General features: G+C 40.7%; 21 protein-coding genes. 10 read left to right on the forward strand and 11 right to left on the reverse strand.

Annotation, left to right across the window (positions count from 1 at the left end):
* Positions 1-97: 97 nt before the first annotated feature.
* The 7 genes from purE to H140_RS0110620 form a co-directional block, all read right to left on the reverse strand.
* Positions 98-673, reverse strand: a complete 576-nt coding sequence (purE, locus tag H140_RS0110590; RefSeq protein ID WP_019673633.1) for a 5-(carboxyamino)imidazole ribonucleotide mutase — start codon at positions 671-673, stop codon at positions 98-100.
* Positions 674-1,013: 340 nt separating this feature from the next.
* Entirely contained in the window at positions 1,014-1,367 is a 354-nt protein-coding gene (locus tag H140_RS0110595) for a Rieske (2Fe-2S) protein (protein ID WP_019673634.1), read from the reverse strand.
* Between the two features lie 2 nt (positions 1,368-1,369).
* Positions 1,370-2,266, reverse strand: a complete 897-nt coding sequence (locus H140_RS0110600; RefSeq protein ID WP_051086895.1) for a dioxygenase family protein — start codon at positions 2,264-2,266, stop codon at positions 1,370-1,372.
* 129 nt (positions 2,267-2,395) lie between these two features.
* Positions 2,396-3,463, reverse strand: a complete 1,068-nt coding sequence (locus tag H140_RS0110605) for a maleylacetate reductase (protein WP_026349029.1) — start codon at positions 3,461-3,463, stop codon at positions 2,396-2,398.
* Positions 3,464-3,721: 258 nt separating this feature from the next.
* Positions 3,722-5,188: an aldehyde dehydrogenase family protein gene (locus H140_RS0110610; protein ID WP_019673637.1), complete on the reverse strand. Its 1,467-nt coding sequence runs from the start codon at positions 5,186-5,188 to the stop codon at positions 3,722-3,724.
* Between the two features lie 59 nt (positions 5,189-5,247).
* On the reverse strand, positions 5,248-6,243 hold the full coding sequence (locus H140_RS0110615; protein WP_019673638.1) for a hydroquinone dioxygenase large subunit: 996 nt from the start codon (positions 6,241-6,243) through the stop codon (positions 5,248-5,250).
* 146 nt (positions 6,244-6,389) lie between these two features.
* On the reverse strand, positions 6,390-6,887 hold the full coding sequence (locus tag H140_RS0110620) for a cupin domain-containing protein (protein WP_019673639.1): 498 nt from the start codon (positions 6,885-6,887) through the stop codon (positions 6,390-6,392).
* 576 nt (positions 6,888-7,463) lie between these two features.
* Between H140_RS0110620 and H140_RS0110625 the strand changes: the two genes are divergently transcribed.
* The 3 genes from H140_RS0110625 (at position 7,464) to H140_RS0110635 (ending at position 11,802) form a co-directional block, all read left to right on the forward strand.
* Positions 7,464-8,747: an MFS transporter gene (locus H140_RS0110625; protein WP_019673640.1), complete on the forward strand. Its 1,284-nt coding sequence runs from the start codon at positions 7,464-7,466 to the stop codon at positions 8,745-8,747.
* Positions 8,748-8,941: 194 nt separating this feature from the next.
* Entirely contained in the window at positions 8,942-10,609 is a 1,668-nt protein-coding gene (locus H140_RS0110630; protein WP_019673641.1) for an arylsulfatase, read from the forward strand.
* A 137-nt stretch (positions 10,610-10,746) separates the two neighbouring features.
* A complete protein-coding gene (locus H140_RS0110635) occupies positions 10,747-11,802 on the forward strand; it encodes a TRAP transporter substrate-binding protein (protein WP_019673642.1) in 1,056 nt (351 codons plus the stop codon).
* A gap of 72 nt (positions 11,803-11,874) precedes the next feature.
* On the opposite strand, the gene H140_RS0110640 is transcribed toward H140_RS0110635, so the two are convergent.
* The gene (locus tag H140_RS0110640; protein WP_019673643.1) at positions 11,875-12,339 is read right to left on the reverse strand and encodes a GNAT family N-acetyltransferase; all 465 of its coding nucleotides are present in this window, start codon (positions 12,337-12,339) and stop codon (positions 11,875-11,877) included.
* 390 nt (positions 12,340-12,729) lie between these two features.
* On the opposite strand from H140_RS0110640, the gene H140_RS14495 reads away from it, so the two are divergent.
* The 7 genes from H140_RS14495 (at position 12,730) to H140_RS0110675 (ending at position 17,397) form a co-directional block, all read left to right on the forward strand.
* Positions 12,730-12,960 carry an HvfA family oxazolone/thioamide-modified RiPP metallophore gene (locus H140_RS14495; protein WP_019673644.1) on the forward strand — a complete coding sequence of 77 codons (231 nt, stop codon included), beginning with the start codon at positions 12,730-12,732 and terminating at the stop codon, positions 12,958-12,960.
* 123 nt (positions 12,961-13,083) lie between these two features.
* Positions 13,084-13,374, forward strand: coding sequence for a hypothetical protein (locus H140_RS0110650; RefSeq protein ID WP_019673645.1), 291 nt, complete (start codon positions 13,084-13,086; stop codon positions 13,372-13,374).
* A gap of 77 nt (positions 13,375-13,451) precedes the next feature.
* Positions 13,452-14,522, forward strand: a complete 1,071-nt coding sequence (locus H140_RS14500; RefSeq protein WP_019673646.1) for an HvfB family MNIO-type RiPP peptide maturase — start codon at positions 13,452-13,454, stop codon at positions 14,520-14,522.
* Positions 14,509-15,525: an HvfC family RiPP maturation protein gene (locus H140_RS0110660; RefSeq protein ID WP_019673647.1), complete on the forward strand. Its 1,017-nt coding sequence runs from the start codon at positions 14,509-14,511 to the stop codon at positions 15,523-15,525. The genes H140_RS14500 and H140_RS0110660 overlap by 14 nt, the downstream gene beginning before the upstream one ends.
* 55 nt (positions 15,526-15,580) lie before the next feature.
* On the forward strand, positions 15,581-16,252 hold the full coding sequence (locus H140_RS0110665) for an HvfX family Cu-binding RiPP maturation protein (protein ID WP_019673648.1): 672 nt from the start codon (positions 15,581-15,583) through the stop codon (positions 16,250-16,252).
* A gap of 172 nt (positions 16,253-16,424) precedes the next feature.
* Entirely contained in the window at positions 16,425-17,051 is a 627-nt protein-coding gene (locus tag H140_RS0110670; RefSeq protein ID WP_019673649.1) for a sigma-70 family RNA polymerase sigma factor, read from the forward strand.
* A gap of 145 nt (positions 17,052-17,196) precedes the next feature.
* Positions 17,197-17,397, forward strand: a complete 201-nt coding sequence (locus tag H140_RS0110675) for an anti-sigma factor family protein (protein ID WP_019673650.1) — start codon at positions 17,197-17,199, stop codon at positions 17,395-17,397.
* 187 nt (positions 17,398-17,584) lie between these two features.
* Here H140_RS0110675 and epmA read toward each other — a convergent pair whose 3' ends face one another.
* The 3 genes from epmA to H140_RS15585 form a co-directional block, all read right to left on the reverse strand.
* Positions 17,585-18,556, reverse strand: a complete 972-nt coding sequence (gene epmA, locus H140_RS0110680; RefSeq protein WP_019673651.1) for an EF-P lysine aminoacylase EpmA — start codon at positions 18,554-18,556, stop codon at positions 17,585-17,587.
* A gap of 16 nt (positions 18,557-18,572) precedes the next feature.
* Positions 18,573-19,709 (reverse strand): 4-phosphoerythronate dehydrogenase, encoded by a 1,137-nt coding sequence (locus H140_RS0110685; protein ID WP_201546776.1) that lies wholly within the window; start codon positions 19,707-19,709, stop codon positions 18,573-18,575.
* A gap of 314 nt (positions 19,710-20,023) precedes the next feature.
* The gene (locus tag H140_RS15585; RefSeq protein ID WP_228127170.1) at positions 20,024-20,158 is read right to left on the reverse strand and encodes a transposase; all 135 of its coding nucleotides are present in this window, start codon (positions 20,156-20,158) and stop codon (positions 20,024-20,026) included.
* Between the last annotated feature and the right edge of the window lie 13 nt (positions 20,159-20,171).

Genomic DNA, 20,171 nt, shown 5'->3' on the forward strand with positions numbered 1-20,171 from the left:
TAAAAATAGTATAACGCTAAAAAACAAAAAGGTGCTAATTGCACCCATTTGTTTGATTATTATCGTCTTTCTGCTCTGGCTGGCGACTGACTTACACTTAGGTGTTAATAATACCAGGTGTTGGGCTGGCTAAGACCGTTTGCGTTTGCTGTTGACGGAACTTTAGCAATTTCTTTGCCAATGCCTCATCTTGCAGCGCTAGAATTTGAATCGCTAATAAGCCTGCATTATAAGCACCAGCGGTGCCAATAGCGAGTGTACCGACCGCAATTCCCTTTGGCATTTGTACAATGGATAATAAGCTATCCCAACCGCTCAAGGTTGATGACTTAACAGGAACACCTAATACTGGCAATTCTGTCTGACTGGCACACATACCTGGTAAGTGAGCTGCACCACCTGCACCTGCGATAATGACTTGCAACCCCTTATTTTTTGCGGACTTGGCATAATCAAAAAGCTTATCAGGAGTACGGTGTGCTGACACCACTTCACACTCAAAAGGCACTCCAAAATCTGCCAATAATTGCACGCCCAAACTCATAGTAGCCCAATCAGATTGTGAGCCCATAATAATGCCCACTTTTGCATCTCCTGCAGGAGATTGAATTGGTCCTAGGGGTGCATCAGCTTTTGGTGTATTGGATTTTGGTGAGTTAGTGGCATTTGCCATGATATTCAATTTCCTTACAAAAAACATTCATCATACAAAATTTTTGAGTGAATAAAAAGTCACTTTTGCAAAAACTATCATAACTTAACAGAGCAATCTCATACTCTGCTCTTGGTTATATCCGCTTACCTCACCCTCACTTCAAAAAAAATATGTAACACTAGGGGTGGTATAGGTAGTGCTAAGTTAATACAGGCCATACTCATATAGCAACTCTATGCCACCTTTAATTAATTAAACTCTAGGAATTGGTCAATATCTAGATATTACCTACATTCATCGCCTTGATTAAGACAAATTTATCTTAACTCTTCCTACGAAGATGGCTGCTCAACAGACCCTAATTAATTAAAAAAACCTCTCCATCAACAATCTGAATAGCTATGGATGTTAAAGAGTGGCCCATACAAGGCCCATCGATGCATTCACCAGTTGTAATATTAAACATTGCAGAATGATGGGCACACATAACCACTTCATTTTTATAAGTGTGAAACTTACCTTTTTTATAATCAAGAGGGATTGAGAAGTGTGGACAACTATTTTCATAAGCATATAAGGCGTTGTCTTTTTTAATAATAAGAATACTTTTTTTCTTATTATTAGGGTTAGGTACCCGTAAACAGTTTGTCTCCTCAAAATCTCTTTGTTCACATAACTTAATCTGCTCGCACAACTGAATAGTTTGAGTCATCCTTAACTCCTTGTTAATATAAAATCGTACCCAATCAAATAATAATCTTTTTTAAGTCCAAAGTGTTTTTCACTTGCCTCATCAGCAGACTTAAGTACTGGCTGGACGATTAGTCCCTCTTTTACTCCAAATACAGCATCACTGCCTAAGTATTCGTCATTATCAGTAAATAGATGAGTGACTAAAGTCTGATAACCTTCAGCGGCTATCTTAAAATGAATATGAGCGGGGCGCCAGAATGTGCGTTTGGCATAATTTAATAACTGTCCAACCGTGCCATCTGATGGGATTTGATAGCTTACGGGTAACGAGGATTTAAATGCGTAGTTGCCCTCTGAGTCACTGATGAACAAGCCACGTAAATTATCAATTTTTTGATTGGGGTCTTGCCCTGAATACATACCATTATCTGCTGTTTGCCAAACATCAATATAGGCATTAGTAATAGGTTCACCTTTGGTGTTACGTATTTGACCTTTGACCAATAAGGGAGTTTCTGGTTGCTCACCATCGACCACAATACTATCAGCAAAATTGCGGATAGGCATCTTGTCCACAAAGAATGGGCCGAATACAGTAGAAGGGGTTTGATTGATATCCTTTTGATTATTAATCTCATCAACCAACATTGAGATACCCAGTACATCAGATAGTAAGATAAATTCTTGTCGTTGGTCGTGGCACATTTGCCCAGTCTTAGTTAGAAAATTAATCGTATATAACCACTCTTCTTCAGTCAGTTCGACCTCTTGTACATAGTCGTGGATCTTTTGCACCAAAGTTCTGATTAGGTGCCTGTGACGTGGATTCTCGATTTGGTGAAAGCTATCAACAGCTTGCTTTGTAACTTTAGGCTGTTTTAGGATAGCTCTAGCGTCAGATGTTAGAGATGTAGGCATGGAAGTATTCATGATCAAATCCGTTTGGCTTAAACCAATACCTCTTTTATGAAGGTAAAGACAACCTGCTAATCCTTAGCAGGAATTAAAATTATTGATGCAACACTCAACTAACGTTTTATAGTAAGGTTAAGCAGGTGGTAAGCCTTGATATGCTTTGGTTAATAAATCCTTTAACTCGTCGTACTTATACTCACGAGGATTATAGTAAGGGCTGTCACATATTATCTGAGCAACGTTTGCAGGACCATCTTCAGGTAAACCAATGTCCTTCAATGCTAACGGTATATCTAAGGATTTATTTAAGCGATAAATAGCTAAGCCAAGTTTTTCACGACTATCCACCCCCAATGCAGCAGCCAATCGATCCATAGCTTCAATATCTGCGTTACGATTGTATTGCACTGAATATGCTAGGGTTATCGCATGCGCTTGAGCATGTGGTAGGTTATAACTGCCCCCTAAGGTATGACAAATCTTGTGATGAATGGCCATGCCAACTGAGCCAAGGCAAACTCCAGCTAGCCATGCACCATAAGTGGCTTTTTGGCGAGCAGCAATATCAGTCATGTCTTTGACAATAATAGGTAGCGCCTCTGCAAGGGATTTAATGGACTCAATCGCTAGTACACTAATAATTGGGTTTTTATCTTCAGCATATAATGCTTCGATGGCATGTGCCATAGCATTCATACCTGAACAGGCTGAAACTTGAGCGGGAAGCGTTAGCGTTAACTTTGGATCATAAATAGTTATCTTAGGAAGGACGCGAATATCCTTACCCGTAGTTTTTAAATTATTTTCTGTGTAGCCATATACAGAAGTCATCTCACTACCTGCATAGGTCGTTGGTATAGCAACAATTGGCATATCGGTTTTTAAAGCTATCATTTTAGCCAAACCAATCGTTGAGCCTCCGCCTAGAGCAAGACAGCAATCTACTTCATTGTTGGTCGTAAACTCGATTGCCCTGTTTGCCACATCAATAGGAACATGCATAACAGCATGCGGGTAAACTCCAGCAGAGATTTCTTCTAGCTCGTTAGCTAGTTTTTCACCTGATGCTTTTTGATCAGGCGTAGTGAGCACCAATACCTTTTTAAATCCATTATCAATTAAGATTTGTTTGGCGTCTGAAGACTTACCAATACCAAAATGGACATCAAGTGGTAAGGCTTTATAGTGAAAGTCATCCATGACTAAGTTTTTCATGTTAGTTTCCTTTGCCTTTATTTAATGAGTGTCTATTAATAATTACTAGTTGATAGGAAATAAACCAGCACTGCAAAAGTACAGGTTTAATAGGTGATAAATCCATCTATATATACTTCTGTAAGTACAATATGTAAATACATTATTTATCTCCCTGATACTTTGCAGTGTGGTGGTTTATCCCCTATATCCTCCTTAATTGCTAAGAGTTCATTTTGATAGGCTTATGCTTATCAATTGACCTTAGCCTCTATCAAAATGAGGAGGGATTTCAGCATCGACATTTACCCAAACGGATTTGGCTTCGGTATAATCATGTATGGCCTCAAAACCCATTTCACGACCATATCCAGATTTGCCAACACCACCAAATGGACTGCCTGGATTCACTCGCTTGTAGCAGTTAATCCAACACATGCCTGCGGTAATCTTTTTAGCAAATTTATGCGCACGCTGAATATCTTTTGTCCAAAGACCACTACCTAATCCATACTCTGTGCAATTGGCTATTTCTAACGCTTCTTCATCTGTTTTGAACCGTATAACAGTAACAAATGGCCCAAAGACTTCTTCTTGTGCCACCCGATCTTTAGCATTAGCTTCTACTATGGTAGGTAAGACATAAAATCCATTTTTTAAATCACTATCTTCAGGGGGCTTGCCACCTGATAATATTTTGCCACCTTCTTCTTTAGTAATTTCTACATAAGACAGCACCTTATCACGATGTGCTTCAGAGGTAAGTGGTCCCATTTCAGTTTCTGGATTTAGTGGGTCACCAAGCTTGATAGACTCAGCAAGTTTAATAAACTTTTCTAAAAACTCATCAGCAATAGACTCATGTAACATTAAGCGTGAGCCAGCAATACAAGCTTGCCCTTGATTGTGAAATATTGCCCAGGCAGAACCATTAACTGCGGCATCAATATTGGCATCCTCAAAGACAATATTTGCGCCTTTGCCTCCAAGCTCAAGCTGGACACGCTTTAAGTTACCCGCAGAGGATTCGACGATTTTACGTCCTGTCGCAGTCGAGCCAGTAAAGGCTATTTTGCCAACATCTTCATGATTGGCTAGATGCTCGCCAGCAGTGTGACCATAGCCTGCAACCACATTAACAACGCCATCTGGGAAACCAGCTTCTTTAATAAGCTCAGCGATTTTAATGGTTGATAATGGGGTTAGCTCAGACGGCTTCAATACAACTGTATTACCAGCAGCCAACGCAGGGCCAAGCTTCCAACTAGTAAACATAAGAGGGAAATTCCAAGGTACAATTTGACCCACCACGCCTATTGGCTCGCGCATCACATAGTTTAAAAACCCTGGCTCAACTGGTATCACCGAGCCTTCAATTTTATCTGCAATACCACCAAAGTAGCGGAAACATCCAGCTGTACGGGGCACGTCTAAACGACGTGAGTCACGAATTGGATGCCCAGTATCTAATGACTCAAGTTGGGCTAGTTCTTCTAAATTCTCTTCAATTAAGTCTGCCAGCTTTAAAATAAGCTTACCACGTTCAGAAGCCCCCATGGCTGACCAAGCAGGAAAAGCACGCTTTGCAGCAGCTACCGCTAGGTCAACATCTTCCGCTTCTGCAGCTGCAATCTTAGCAATAAGCTCACCATTATATGGATTGATTACATCGATAGTACCACCGTTTTTTGCCGAGACGAATTGACCGTCAATAAATAATTTAGTATTCATACATTAACCTATAAGTCAGATAAGGTGCTTAAAGAGCAACATACTCTTTAATAAAAGGGTTAAAACTGTACTGGATATGGTGACAACTCACCTGAGGCGTATCTATCAGGAATATCAGGTGTGGCATTTTCCCATACAAGTAACATAGAGCGCTTGGTAGAAGCTCCTTGGTGGCGGATATTGGCCGGCATAGCAGCAATATCGCCAGCTTTCATAATGACACGTGCAATGGGACTGCCATCGACTTTATCTGCGATATCCCAGGTAATTTGGTCAGAGATTTGCAAAAACCATTCAACCCGATCATTGCCATGAAAAACAGGTAAAATATATTCTTCTGTTGTTGGGCAAAATAAGCTTTCTTTACACACTGAAGTGACTGAAGGATTCCAAGTAACATCTGATCGTGAAAGGTATTTAAAAAGGTTAAAACCACTAAGCTCTCCTTCAAAGCCAGGTTCACAATAAACCACAGGCTCATCTTGGGCCACATCTTGGAAGTGACGATTAACCGGTAAATCATCACGAAGAGGAGAGTCACCCTCTAAGCCTGGCATACGTTTTGTTGCGATACGATAACGATCAATAGCCTCGCTATTGTTGCCATTTTTACGGCCAAAAGCACTACCCGTTTCTTCAGGAGCTGCAAAAGGGTCAAACCCTTCGTTTACCCAGTCATGCAAGATGGCTTTGAAAGTTTCCATAATAACTGGGGTTTCAAAGTTTTCGACATAGTCAACACCAGCCTCTTTAAATGCGCCATTGAACGTACCTGCATACAAATCGACCGTACCGTAATGGTTTTGAGTGCCAATCACATGGTCAAAGTTCACCCAACCATAAAAGAAGCCCCACGCCACATCACGCATCAATGCTCTTAAAAATGCATCCACAGACATTAGGTGCGAGTACTCTTCATTCTTGGCTTCCCAAGTGATTTTGGCAAAATATTCATCTCTACTGAATGTAAATTTACCCAGTTGAAATGAGGCATAGTTAGTGATTTCATCGCGGCCAATAACATTGACACCAGTGTCTTCAAAAGTAACAGTCATTTTTTCTCTCCTTGAGTATAAATTTATTCCCTTGATTGGTTTGCGGCCTTACATTATTAATTAAGTCCTAATTCATTAAACCTCAGTTATACGCTTGAAAGTTATCAGCTGATAATTTTTTTGAAAAAAGGCTATTTAAATGAAGGCTATGTGAAACAAATATCATTCCATTTTTCGATTGAAAGTGGACCTTGGATAGTTTGAATCAATATGACAGAAGGTTTTGACGCTTCAAATCGATATGCAGAGCCAGCTGGTAAGATGGCTTGATGTCCCTGCTTTAATAAAACGTACCCCATTACCTTGCCGTCAGGCTGCTCTCCTGCTAGGTGTGTTCCTTCTTGCTCCTCAGGTATGACGGCATCTTCGTTTAGTTTAAGGAAGTCGACACGTACTTCACCATCCATAGCAATAACAAATTCATCATGAGAGGCGGTATACCACGGCGATTGACCTTCAGCACGTACACTTTCAATGATAAATTTTAAGTTTTTACCGACAATCGTTTTTTCATAAGGCTGGGCGTTTGCAGCGACTTCAAAGATATTAGAAAAGGCATAGTCCGTTTTTGCCCCTTTAATAATTTGAATAGATCCTTTTTCGTAGTTATTTAGACTACCTAACTTAGTGGTATAGATATCCATTTCTATCTCCTTTATAACCGTGTATTTCTTCCTTGAGGAGTCCCATCAGTTAAAAATACTGACTATTACAACATACGCTACCACAGCAACCGCTTCAATACTGCAATTAGCAACATGTCTGTTCGCAACTTCCGAACAATTAATGTGCTTATAATTAGATTCTAATGAAAAAGGCAATTTAGCATCAGTGCAACAAAGAAAGACAGGTAAATAAATATAGATAGTGAGATAAGTGGATAAATGAATGGACTTAAACCAAATCTAACCATTAACAATATAGCCCCGCCTAAAACAAGGACAGTTAGAATTAGAAGACAGGGACAGTCAGCCATATTTTTCATATGTACGTTCAGTGATCAAACAGTGACAACAGCCCATTTACTGCTTTATATACCTGTATGCGTACATCACCCACTCAGCATAAGCGGTCTATCTGCTTACTCTAGCCACTTACTGTCATTAACAATTTATTGTCATTAATGCTAAGCCACTTTCATTAGTAAGCGATACCAAAAACGATTATCTGGCTTATATCTTTGATCTATTTTCTCTACATTCATTTAAAAGGATATTATGATGAATATAAAAAACTGGGATACTTCCTACGAATGGAAGGTAGTGTTACTATTAACCTTAGCTTTTGGGTTGGTCGGATTAGATAGATGGATCATTGCACCGTTATTGCCCTCAATCATGCGTGATCTTTCACTAAACTATCAAGATGTTGGATTAATCTTTGGTGCATTAGGTGTAGCCTGGGGGGTATTTGCTATTTTTTCTGGCAGATTGTCGGATAAAATTGGTCACCGCAAAATTTTGATCCTATCTTTAGTTATGTTTTCATTAGCATCTGGATTGTCTGGCATGGCGGCGGGACTTACCAGCTTAATTTTGATTCGCTCTTTTATGGGCATCTCTGAAGGCGCTTTTTGTCCAACTAGTTTTGCAGCAACAGCGGTCGCCGCTAAGCCGACTCGACGTGGCGCTTTACAAGGTCTGCAACAAAGTGGGTTTGCACTTTTTGGTTTGGGGTTAGGACCTATTATTGCAACCCAGCTCATGCTCGTAGTTCCCTCATGGCGTGAGGTATTTTGGGTGGTAGCTATTCCTGGATTTATTTTAGCAGTGTTGTTATTTTTTGTATTGCGTGAACCTGAAAATACCCAAGGTGGTCAAATATTAATAGAAGAAAAAAAGTCACTCGCTGTCACCTCAGGCAATGTTAATTGGATTGAGCTGCTCAAAAACCGCAATATCTTACTGAGCATGATTGGTCTGTGTTGTACTATGTCTTGTGTCTTTGTGATAAGTGCTATGCTACCTTTGTATCTAGAAAACTTTTTAAAACTGAACACTCAACAGATGGGTATTATCGTCTCAGCTATTGGTTTTGGTGGTTTTTTAGGCCAGTTTTTAGTACCTGCTATATCAGACTGGATTGGTCGCCGAATGGCTTCTATTTTAGGATTTCTTGGTTCAGCTATATTTATCTATATATTAGCCAATACATCAGCCTCCGTTCTGCTACTGTTTGCGGTATTGTTTGTGCTTTCGTTCTTTAGTTTGGGTTTAATTGCACTACTATCAGGACCCTTGGCGGCTGAGTCTGCACCTGCGGGGTTAGTGGCCTCTGCTATCGGATTGGTGGTTGGTGCTGGAGAGATTTTTGGCGGTGGTGTTGCACCAGTAGTTTCAGGAATAATTGCTGAAACCTATGGTATTGAAAATATATTCTACCTAAGCTTAGTCGGTGTGATTATTGGCATGGTAATAAGTTTCTTTATTAAAGAAACTGCACCTAGAAAGATAGCTCAGCCAGTGGCAGTTACAGCAGAGGCGCTGGACATAACCCCTTTATAAATAAGATAAATCAAAAAGTCCAAACACATCGCCTGATAATTATAATCGGTTCACTCATGGAAGAGGAGATAATATGTCCATCAATCGAAGAGAGGCTCTTAAAACCGTTATTGAATTAAGCGCCTTGGCAGTTACTAATACAAGATTTAATACAAATTATAACTCTACAATAATACAAAAAGAGTGAGAGGTTAATGAGCAATAATTCAAAGTATAATAAAAGTTCAAAGGACAAAAAACCCAATATATTGGTAGTAGTAGTTGATGATATGGGCTTTAGTGATGCACCGTCCTATGGCGGTGAAGCGAAAATGCCCTACCTTACACAACTTTGTAATAATGGGGTCAAATTTCGTCACTCACATACGTCATCACTATGTGCCCCCACTCGGGCGATGTTGTTAACTGGTGTTGATAACCATTTATGTGGTCTTGGTAATATGCCACCATTTCAAACTACCAATCAATTCAACCAGCCTGGCTACGAAGGGTGGCTAAATGACCGTGTAATAACTATTGCAGAAGTACTGCATGCTAATGATTACCATACCTATATGTCAGGAAAATGGCATTTGGGTTTCCGTCAAGATAAATATCCAAGCCAACAAGGCTTTGAAAAATCTTTTGCATTTATGGGTGGCGGTACAAGTCACTGGGCGGATATGCGTCCATTGTCCCGTACAGAGATTGGCACCAACTTTTATGTTGAAAATGACACACGCCTTGAGAGCTTACCAGAAGACTTTTATTCATCGATTTACTTCGCAGATAAAATGATTCAATACTTAGGCGAACAAACCGATGACAATCCTTTTTTTGCATACTTAGCTTTTACTGCACCGCATGACCCGATACAAGTTCCTGATAAATGGATAGATAACTATAAAGGCTTGTATGACGTTGGGTATGATGTCATTAAAAGACGACGGTTAGCCAAGATGAAAGATCTGGGGCTATTAGCCCCTAACACCCCATTGAATCCAGGCGATAATAAGATACCTAGCTGGGATAGCTTGAGCAAAGAACAGCAACGTGAGCAAGCAAGAGTCATGGAAGTGTATAGTGCTATGCTTGAATGTATGGATGCACAGATGGGAAGGGTTATCAACAAAATTAAAGACATGAATAAATGGGAAGATACCATCGTGTTTTTTATGTCAGATAATGGCGCCAACCCCAAACAGCCTTGGTTTTATGCCCCTAACACCAAGGAGCAAATAGAAAGGGATTTCGATAATAGTTATGCAAATATCGGACGGCCTAACTCATTTGTATCCATTGGACCAGGGTGGGCGCAAGTCGCTAATACGCCACTGTCTTATTTTAAACTTACTTCCTATGAAGGCGGTACTAAGACACCGCTTATTGTTTCTGGTCATGGTGTTAAATTAAGAGGCGTTGATTCGCAGAATCGTCTTCATGTAACGGATTTATTTCCTACCTTGCTCGAGCTAACCAATAGTAACCGACCAGCTACGGCCAATGGTCAACCTCTAGCACCACTATATGGTAAATCTTATGCCAAAATACTTGCTGGCTCGAGTATAACTTTGCATCGAGGGGATAATGAAGTAATTGGGTTTGAAATTATGGAAAATAAGTCCTTAACTAAGGGGGATTGGAAAGTGTTGTTCCAACCACCTCCTTATGGGGATGGTAAGCATTGGCACCTTTATAATATAAAAGAGGATGAGCTTGAACTAAATGACTTAGCAAGTGTATATCCTGAAAAGGTACAAGAGTTGGTGGAAGAGTGGGAGCGCTATGCCAAACAAGTGGGGTATATTAAATCTAATGGTCAATTACAGATGGATACTTATGACAACCCTGAAGAGTTCTATGTACATCTCGGAGCTAACTAAATACAAGTTTTGCCCTTAACCCAATAACTTTATACCATTAAGACAAAATGGATCAAGGACATGTTCATTGAAACATTAGTGGTGAGAAGCCTGCTTGACGTCTATTCAACAGGCTTAATAATTAAAAGGATTTTGTTATGAAAAAATTAAGTTGTTCAGGTATGGTTATAGCCACACTACTGGCTCTTGGCGGATGTAATAATGCTGATACTGCCGCTGAAACCAATGCAGCACCTACATCCACACAAACTATATTGCGCTTTTCACATTTATGGCCTGCTACTGGTGTTTTAAACCAAGAGCTTTTTGAGCCGTGGGCAAAGAAAATTGAAGAAGACTCTGATGGACGGCTAAAAATTGAAATATACCCTTCAAGCTCATTAAGCAAGCCTGACAATACCTATGATGCAACTGTTAAAGGGGTGGTTGATATTGGTGCTCAAGTTCCTGGCTATGTTAGTGGGCGCTTCCCATTAACTGAAATAACCCAGCTTCCTGGTTTATCAACCTCATCTAGTCAATTAAACTGTATTTTACAAACCTTGTATGATGATGATGTCATAGCCAGTGAGTACGAAGATACGCATCCATTATTCATGATGGCGGCCGGTCCAGGCATACTACATACGTCTGATAAGTTAATTGAGAAACCTGAGGATATGGTCGGTATGCGTATTCGAGGGCCTTCTATTATTGCTATTAACATCATTGAATCTGCAGGTGGTACACCTGTTGGCTTACCAGCTCCAGACCAATACAACTCTCTACAACGCGGGGTGATTGATGGTGTTAGCTTTACTTGGGATGGCGTGGGTGCGTTTCGTTTAAACGAACTACTCGATACTCATACAGACATTCCATTATATAGTCCCGCCATATTCGTCACTATGAATAAAGATAAATATGAAAGCTTGCCAGATGATCTCAAAAAAGTCATTGATGATAACTCAGGTGCCTCAATGTCTCGCCGTGCAGGAGAAATCTTCGATAGTGAGGATAAAAAACATAAGGATGAAGCAATTGCAAAAGGTGATGCCCTTGTTACCATACCAGATCCTTTAAACGATCCAAGATGGAAAGACTTGCTTACTTCTGAAACTGAGAAATACCTTAAAGAAGCGTCCGTCACTGGAATAGACGCTCATAACATTTATCGTAAAGCTCAACAGGCTAGTCGCTCTTGTAAAACCTGAGTTCCTATTCGTAACTTGACAGACCAACAGCAGCCTTTTAAGCGGCTGCTTTTTTAGCTCTCAGGCATAGCTCTATGTATTATAGCCATTAAGTTCTGACTGCATTTGATAGGCAACCAATTGATCATTCTCAAGCACCTCTTTTATAACCTTGAAATCATTGGCTAAATAGAACGGCTTGGCTGTCAAAGTCGACTCTGCTGTAAGCCTTGTTATCCCTTGTTGAAGATAATCTGCTTTCGTTCTATTCAGTAATTGTTTGCCAACTCCCTGCCCTTGGCTCTCAGGTTTCACATAGTTGAGCAATATCTCACCTTTTTTTGATACTAAAATAAAACCAACAATCTGTTCATCGTACTGATAAACCAACGCATAGTTGTTGCTGATCCATTGTTCGACATTACTTTGCGTTTTATTGGCTAGCCACTGCTCGATTGCAACAGGATCATTTTGATGATCTGCAACGCAGGACAGAATACTCTCCCTAATCACATTCGCAATGTCTTTTGCATCTGCTATTTTTGCGAGTTCAATCATCTCAGCTTTCCTACTTTGAGTCGTTTTCCTATTATAAATTGATTTAGATGTTTTAAGTTGATTTAGTAACTCAACTTTCAACTTTCACCATTCCCACTAATATTTTCTAAAAATATTATGCCCACAAATACTGCGCTCACCTACTCAAAACATTAGATCAATCGTTTTTATTGAAAAATAAAAAGTACTATAAATCAATTACTTATATTAATTTAAAAATAATTATCTAAAAAAATTAAAAATAAGTGTAAGAAAAGCCGCCCATGCTACGTCTAATTAATAACAGACAAATAACTTGCCGTTGATTTGAGTACGACATCATTGACAGGGCCATAAGTTTTAAGACTGTTATCATCTATAAATTATTTATCCCTATCAATGGAGTACATCATGAAAAAATCAGCATTTATTACCAGTTTAGCCCTAGGTTCACTTATGACTATGAGTGGCGCTAATGCAGCGAATCCTTTTAATGCCAAACCTATGCCAAATGCTCACCAAAGTGAGAGTAAGGCAGCAGACGCTAAATGCGGCGAAGGCAAATGCGGGACTACTGTTAAAAAACCTACCAAAAAAGCGGATGCCAAATGTGGTGAAGGCAAATGTGGCGGCAGTAAATAGCGCCTCTACTGTTAAAGCTAATTACCCTTTTGGGCAGTCGTACATTAAAACAGTTGCTCAACAAATCAGTCGTACATCAAAACAGTTAAATTAAATCAATCTTATAAAAACCGGAATATTATTATGAATACCAAATCAATCGTTGCAAGTTTAGCCCTAGGCTCATTAGTCACCTTAGGTGGCTGCACCTCAACCAACCCTTTTTCTGCTAACGCAATGGATTCAGGCTACAAAAATGGCGAAAAAGCCCATCAAGGGTCATGTGGCGCTAATAAAAAAGCCGAAGCCAAATGTGGTGCTGAAAAAAGTGCTGAAGCCAAATGTGGTGCCGATAAAAAAGCAGATAGCTCGTGCGGTGCAGACAAGAAAATGGATGCCAAATGCGGTGAAGCCAAATGTGGTGGCACTAAATAGCATTGGTCAATTGAACAAACTGCTACTGGGTTAAAGGTCTATTTTTACCCTTGTAATAAAATCAATAAAGGACTGTTATGACGTTACCTCTCTCAAGCTCAATTATTCCCTCTAAAGATAGCACTGCTAAAGCTATAAAACAGTTAGGCGGTGCAGGGCTTGGGTTTCGTCGTGAGCTTTTAGCAGAGATGGGTAAAGCAGATCTGTCTGATATTGATTTTTTTGAGATATCGCCAGAGAACTGGTTAAATTCTAACGGTCAAATGGGCGGTCAATACCACAAGCAGTTACGATCATTTACCGAACAACATCCCTTTGTTTGTCATGGTTTGTCGTTATCAATCGGCAGCACAGCCCCTTTAGATACCGCACTTTTAAAAAATATCAAAGCCTTTATGCAGACCCATGATATCGGGCTATACACCGAGCATCTGTCTTGGTGTAGCGACACCTCGGGTCATTTATATGACTTGCTCCCTATCCCTTGTACTGAGGAAGCAGTTTACTGGGTTGCGGATAGAATTAAGCAGGCACAAGATATTTTGGGTCAACAAATTGGGTTTGAAAACGCCTCTTATTATTTTAGCCCCCCAACGAATGGCGTCAGCTGTGACATGAGCGATGCTGAATTTATCAGCGCCGTTGCCAATGAAGCAGACTGCTTACTGCACTTGGATGTGAATAATATTTATGTTAACAGTCAAAACTTTGGCTTTGATGCGCATGACTATTTACGGCAGCTGCCGCTTGAGCGCACCTGTTATCTCCATGTGGCGGGGCATCATACTGAAGAAGATGGGCTGATTGTAGATACTCATGGTGCGAGCGTGATTGATCCTGTTTGGGCATTATTATCTGACGCTTATGCCCTTATCAAGCAAAAAACAGGACGTCCTGCCAGCGCCTTACCGACCTGTTTAGAGCGCGATTTCAATTTTCCAAGTATGGATGATCTGATTGATGAAGTGTCTTATATTCGCCAGTTACAGTTGCAATCACATACGTCAGATAAACCCTATAAGTCACAAACGGGTTCTGCCCAAAAGGCGACGTTAACCAATCCGTCATTGTCTGGTTATCAGACTAATGATAGTCAGCTGGCTAATCAAGGCCTGCAGACTAAGGACGGTCAGCATGACCTTATCTAAAGTTAACTCTGCTGGCGCTGATACCTCGGCAGCTTCTAAAGTGGCAGCTACTTCATTGACAGGTATCTCATTAACAGGTACCTCATTAACAGCCACCTCACCTCTGGCAGAGTTTCAACAGAGTTTTGGTCAATATTTACGAGAACAAAAGAGCCACATCGATAAGTCCAACTCAGACAGTGCCTCTCCATATCTTACAAACGAAACTCTCACAAATGTGACTCTCGCAAACGGAGCATCCATTCCCAGTCGCATTGGCAATTTATATCAAACTCTTGTATTTAATAATATTCGGGGCTTTTTGGATAAATGCTTTCCCGTTTGCCAAAGTTTGATTAGTGATGATAAATGGCTATATATTTGCAAGCAATTTTTCCTTAATTATCCTTGCCATAGTCCTTATTTCACAGAAATTAACAAGCACTTCGTTGAGTATTTATCTGAACCTAAGGTATTACAACTATTGGAGCTTCCGCCTTATTTTGCCGAACTGGCGCATTATGAATGGGTCGAGCTTATGGTCGATACCTATATTCTTGACCCTTTGCCGAGTATCGCACCGACAGTTGATATTGAGCAACCTCTCAATGAATCGGCTTCGGATGTTAGCGATATGAGTTTAAGCGATTGTGGCTTAAGCTATTTAAGCATAAATCCAAGCGTGCAAAACTTACACTATCAGTGGCCAGTACACTTGATTAGCGCAGAGTTTCAGCCCAATAGTCCTGAAGACAGTTTTTATTTGGTTTATAGAGATTATCAAAATAAGGTTCAGTTTATGACGGTCAATGCGCTAACTTATGCCCTAATTGACTTTATCAGTAGCCATCTCAGTAGCTATGTCAATAACTATAACCCTATTGAGGCAACCGACAGTGGGCTGACCAAATTAATGCAAGCATTTGCCAACCACTTAGGGTATGAAGACGAGCAGATTTTAGTGTCCTTTGGCATTCCTTTAATTCATCAGCTATTGGATCAGCAGGTTTTATTCACATCATAAATAAACTATTACTGTCCAAATATTTTGAAAGCTTTTCTAACATTGAGATTATTTTATGAGCTTTGCCAGCAACACACTTAGACCTTTTAACGCCGTTATTTCTCGGTTAGAATCATTAGATTTTATTGCGCCTTTAGCGATACGTTTATACCTTGCGCCAATCTTTATCAGTGCTGGCTGGAATAAGGTCACAGGTTTTGATGACATTGTACAATGGTTTGGCAATAGTGATTGGGGATTAGGCTTACCAATGCCGATGCTGATGGCGGTATTGGTTATTTTGGCAGAATTAGTGGGTGGTATTGCGTTATTATTAGGGTTAGGCACCCGCTTTGTGTCATTTTCTTTAATAATTACCATGTTAGTGGCGATGTTTAGCGTCCACTGGGTCAATGGCTGGTATGCCATTACCCCGACCAATCCAGATACCAGTCTATCAAGTTTGATGAATATGTTTGGCTTTTGGGGCAGCGAGGCCAGTTTAGAGAATACCAATGAGGCGGCGTTACGCTTGGATAAAGCGCGAGAAATTTTGCAAACTCATGGTAATTATGACTGGCTAACCGAAACGGGGAATTTTGTGATTTTAAATAACGGCATTGAGTTTGCGGCAACCTATACTGTTATGTTGCTGGTGACCTTATTTTATGGCGCTGGTCGTTATGTCAGTATAGATTATTGGCTAAACCCTTCTGCCTCTAAGCGACAGTATCATTACAAAGCATAGTTAGCTTATACTTATACTTATACTTATGATTTTGCTTATGCCTAAACCCACCATTTTGAATCTATACCCTCAATACTAAATACTAAATACTAAATACTAAATACTAAATACTAAATACTAACAACCGTACCCGATAACTTGTCCAATAACGATATACATAAGAGCTGTTAAAATGAACGATGCCAGTCAGCTTCCTGTCCCAGAGCATTCTAGTATTACCCCGCAGTTTGTCGAAGCAGTTCGCCATCAAATGCTTGCGTTTGCTCGCCTACAACTGGACGATTATCACCTGGCAGAAGATGTGGTTCAAGATGCGCTACTCTCAGCGTTGCAATATAGTGGTCAGTTCAAAGGTAATGCGGCTTTTAAAAGCTGGGTATTTGCCATTTTAAAAAACAAAATCATTGATAATATTAGAAAAAATAGTAAATACTCCACGATATCAAGCCTGAAAGAGAGTAGCGATGACAATGAGGATAGCTTATTGGATGCTCTATTTGATGAGGCAGGGTCTTGGTATCCAGAGTGTAAGCCGAGTCAATTTGATGACAGTTGGTGTGACCCTGAAGCCCATGTCCATTCTGAGGGGTTTTGGCAGGTGCTCGAGGCCTGCTTAACCAATCTGCCTAGTGAGCAGGCACGCGCTTTTTTAATGCGTGAATACATTGAGCTTGAGACGAGAGAAATCTGTGAAACGCTTTGCATAAGTAGCAGTAACTATTATGTATTAATGCACCGAGCACGGCTTGGTCTTCAGACTTGTTTGTCCATAAAATGGTTTAACTATACTGACGAATAACGGCTCTATTGGACAAGGGTTAACTGGAATCCTGGTTCTGTTGTGCAACCCTTTATTCTACTATTAAACTTGCCTAAAACTCAAAAGACTAAAGATCATGTTAGAAAATTGTGGGACAATCATCGAAACTAAGGCGACATACACTATGAAAAACTGTAAACGTATTACCCAAATTGCCAGTGATGCACAAGAGCGCCCATTACTCCTGACTGAAAAAGTACAACTGCACTCCCATCTTTTATTATGCCCAGGATGTCGTGCCTTTTATGACAACAGCAAAACCTTAAGCAAAATCATGAAAGACTTTCAATCCAAAGATACTCATAGTCCCTCTGAAAATGAATAGCACCTCTAACAATCAACTTATCGATGAAGGCCAGTATATATACTAGTTAATGGCTTAAACGCTAGTTTATGGCATAAAACGGTTAATTGCTTGACCTTGTCGAATTACTTAAAACTGTCGAATTAGGTGAAATTGTCGAATTAGGTGAAATTGTCGAATGGCTTGACGTTATCGAATAGCTGGCATACTAAGCCCTATCCACACCAAACCCGATCACCTTATCAATACTTTTTGCACCTGCTAATACCATCATTAGCCTATCAATGCCTAGCGCAATACCACTACATGCTGGGAGCTCATCACAAGCTGACAATAGGCGCTCATCGATTGGCATAACAGGCAACCCTCGCTGAGTACGTTCAATATTATCCTGCTCAAATCGTGCCCTTAATGCCTGACTGTCCGCCAATTCGTCATACGCATTGGCAATCTCAATGCCATTGATATATAACTCGAAGCGTTTGGCAACCTTATTACCGTCACTATCCGTTTCAATTTTGGCAAGTGCCGCAGTCGCTGGCGGATAATCGGTTATCAAAGTCGGACTATCGTGACCCAAGTTAGGCTCAACTAGGTGGCTAAACAACAAATCCAGCCAACCTTGATGATCCTCTCCCAAATCGATACCAGACAGACCATTTTGCTCTGCAATAGCTGATAAAACATGGCAATTGGCACTTAAAGGGTTTACACCCACATAATCCATAAATGCTTGGCTATAACTGTAATGGGTTAGTACTTGCACACGCTCAGAAACCACAGTGAGCAATTCAGCCAACTCTAACGCCAGCTCATTTAGGCTAAATCCAGGACGATACCACTCAAGCATCGTAAACTCACTGTTATGACGGTGGCCCACCTCATTATCTCTAAACACAGGACAAATCTGATAAATCGCCACTTGCCAAGCTGCCAACATACGTTTCATGGCAAATTCTGGTGATGTATGAAGGTAGTAAATTGTTGGGGTATCATGGAGGGTGATATTGGCGGAAATAGACGGCACAAACACATCCGTATTGCCCGCTTGAGACAGCAGAGGCGTTTGCACCTCTAACACATCACGCTCAGCAAAAAACTGGCGTATGGTCGCCAGCATTTGCGCCCGCTTTTGCGCCATCTGTAAGCGCATGGTTGGGTGATAATCTTTAGTACTCATAGGTTACTCGTGTACCCTAAAATACCCATTCACGGCGTAGCGGATAGTTTTTCCGCAAGCCATCGAAGTCTTGACCCTTCACTTGCTTTTCGCCCTTATCATTGGTGCTGACACTGTCTCTAAGCAGTTTATCATCGGCTTTGATATCATAAAACTCGGTTAGCTTATCAGGATTGGCTTTTAAATCTGACCATCGATACGGATTTTCTGGCAGCAAGTCATCCATCAAGGGCATCGGCTTAATATCGAACACATCAGCACCATCTGGGCCATAAGAGCGGGCAAAGCTATCAAAGATCATCTGCGTGCCACGCAATTTGCCTTCCAGTGTATATCCCGCAATGTGTGGTGTCGCAATCGCCAGCTTATCAAGTAACTCAGCACTGACGGTTGGCTCATGTTCAAATACATCAAGCACGACTTGACGCTGTGGATGCTTGCTTAAATCTGCTAGCAAGTCGGCCTCATTGACCACTGCACCACGAGAGGTATTAATCAACAGGGTATCTTCTGGCATCAACGCCAGCGCCTGCTCATTAATCATATAATGGGTTGGTAATTCGCTATAACCTGGCAGGGTCAACGGCACGTGTAGACTAACCACATCACTGTCGCTTAGCACTTGCTCAAAGCTGGCATTATTAATGGCTGATTTACTTTGAAATGGGTCATAACCCAATACTTCCCAACCTAAGTCCAAAGCATAGCGTGCTAAGGTAGTACCAATATTGCCCAGACCAATAATACCTAACTTAACAGGCTTGTTTGATTGGCTGTCAGCGCTTGACCAGTATTCAGGACGCAACTGTAAGATGGCGGTCATCACGTATTGCGCCACCGAGTGTTTGCTACATCCAGCAGCTCTAACAAAGCGAATGCCTCTTAAGCTGACATAGCCTTCATTAACGTGGTCAGCGCCTATGGTTGCTGAGCCGATAAATTTAATACTTTTATTATGGTCAAGTAGCTGTGGGTTAATCTGGGTCACAGAGCGAATTAACAGCGTATCTGGCTGATGCTGTTGCAGCACTTCTGGGGTGATATCACGCCCTGCCATGGTAATGACCCTAACCGGCTGCTTTAGGTTTTTTTCATTAAAATAATCATGCAAATGGGCGATATTGCTGTCGGCAACGATAGTAAACATGGACAAATTTATCCTTTATTTATTTTATTGTGAGCTTTTTTGTTGTGTTAACTTTATTTAGCTTGCCTCTGTTACGGCACGCTCAGCATGAATAGCTGACAACATTCATAACGACTGGTGTATTGGCTATGGTCTTTGGTTCATCTGTTGCAAAATACTGAGAAGAATGGAAAGTCCCGTTCCGAAAAACTTACCTAAATCTACTCACGTAGTTTTAGTATTTTCTTCCTGCTTCATAGATGTTTGCCTTTGTGGTTACACGCAGGTCTTATATCATCTCCACAGGCTAACACGGTGGAACTCACCGCTTTGTTAACCCATCACTGATGGGTTAAAACTTTATCAGCATGTTGCAATATATTGATACTGGCATTGATATCTCTATCATTTGCTTGCTGACAAGACGGACACTGCCATCGTCTAACTGATAGTGGTAATTCGTCTTTAGTTAGCAAGTGACCGCAATTA

The organism is Psychrobacter lutiphocae DSM 21542 (genome assembly GCF_000382145.1).
GTDB lineage: Bacteria > Pseudomonadota > Gammaproteobacteria > Pseudomonadales > Moraxellaceae > Psychrobacter > Psychrobacter lutiphocae.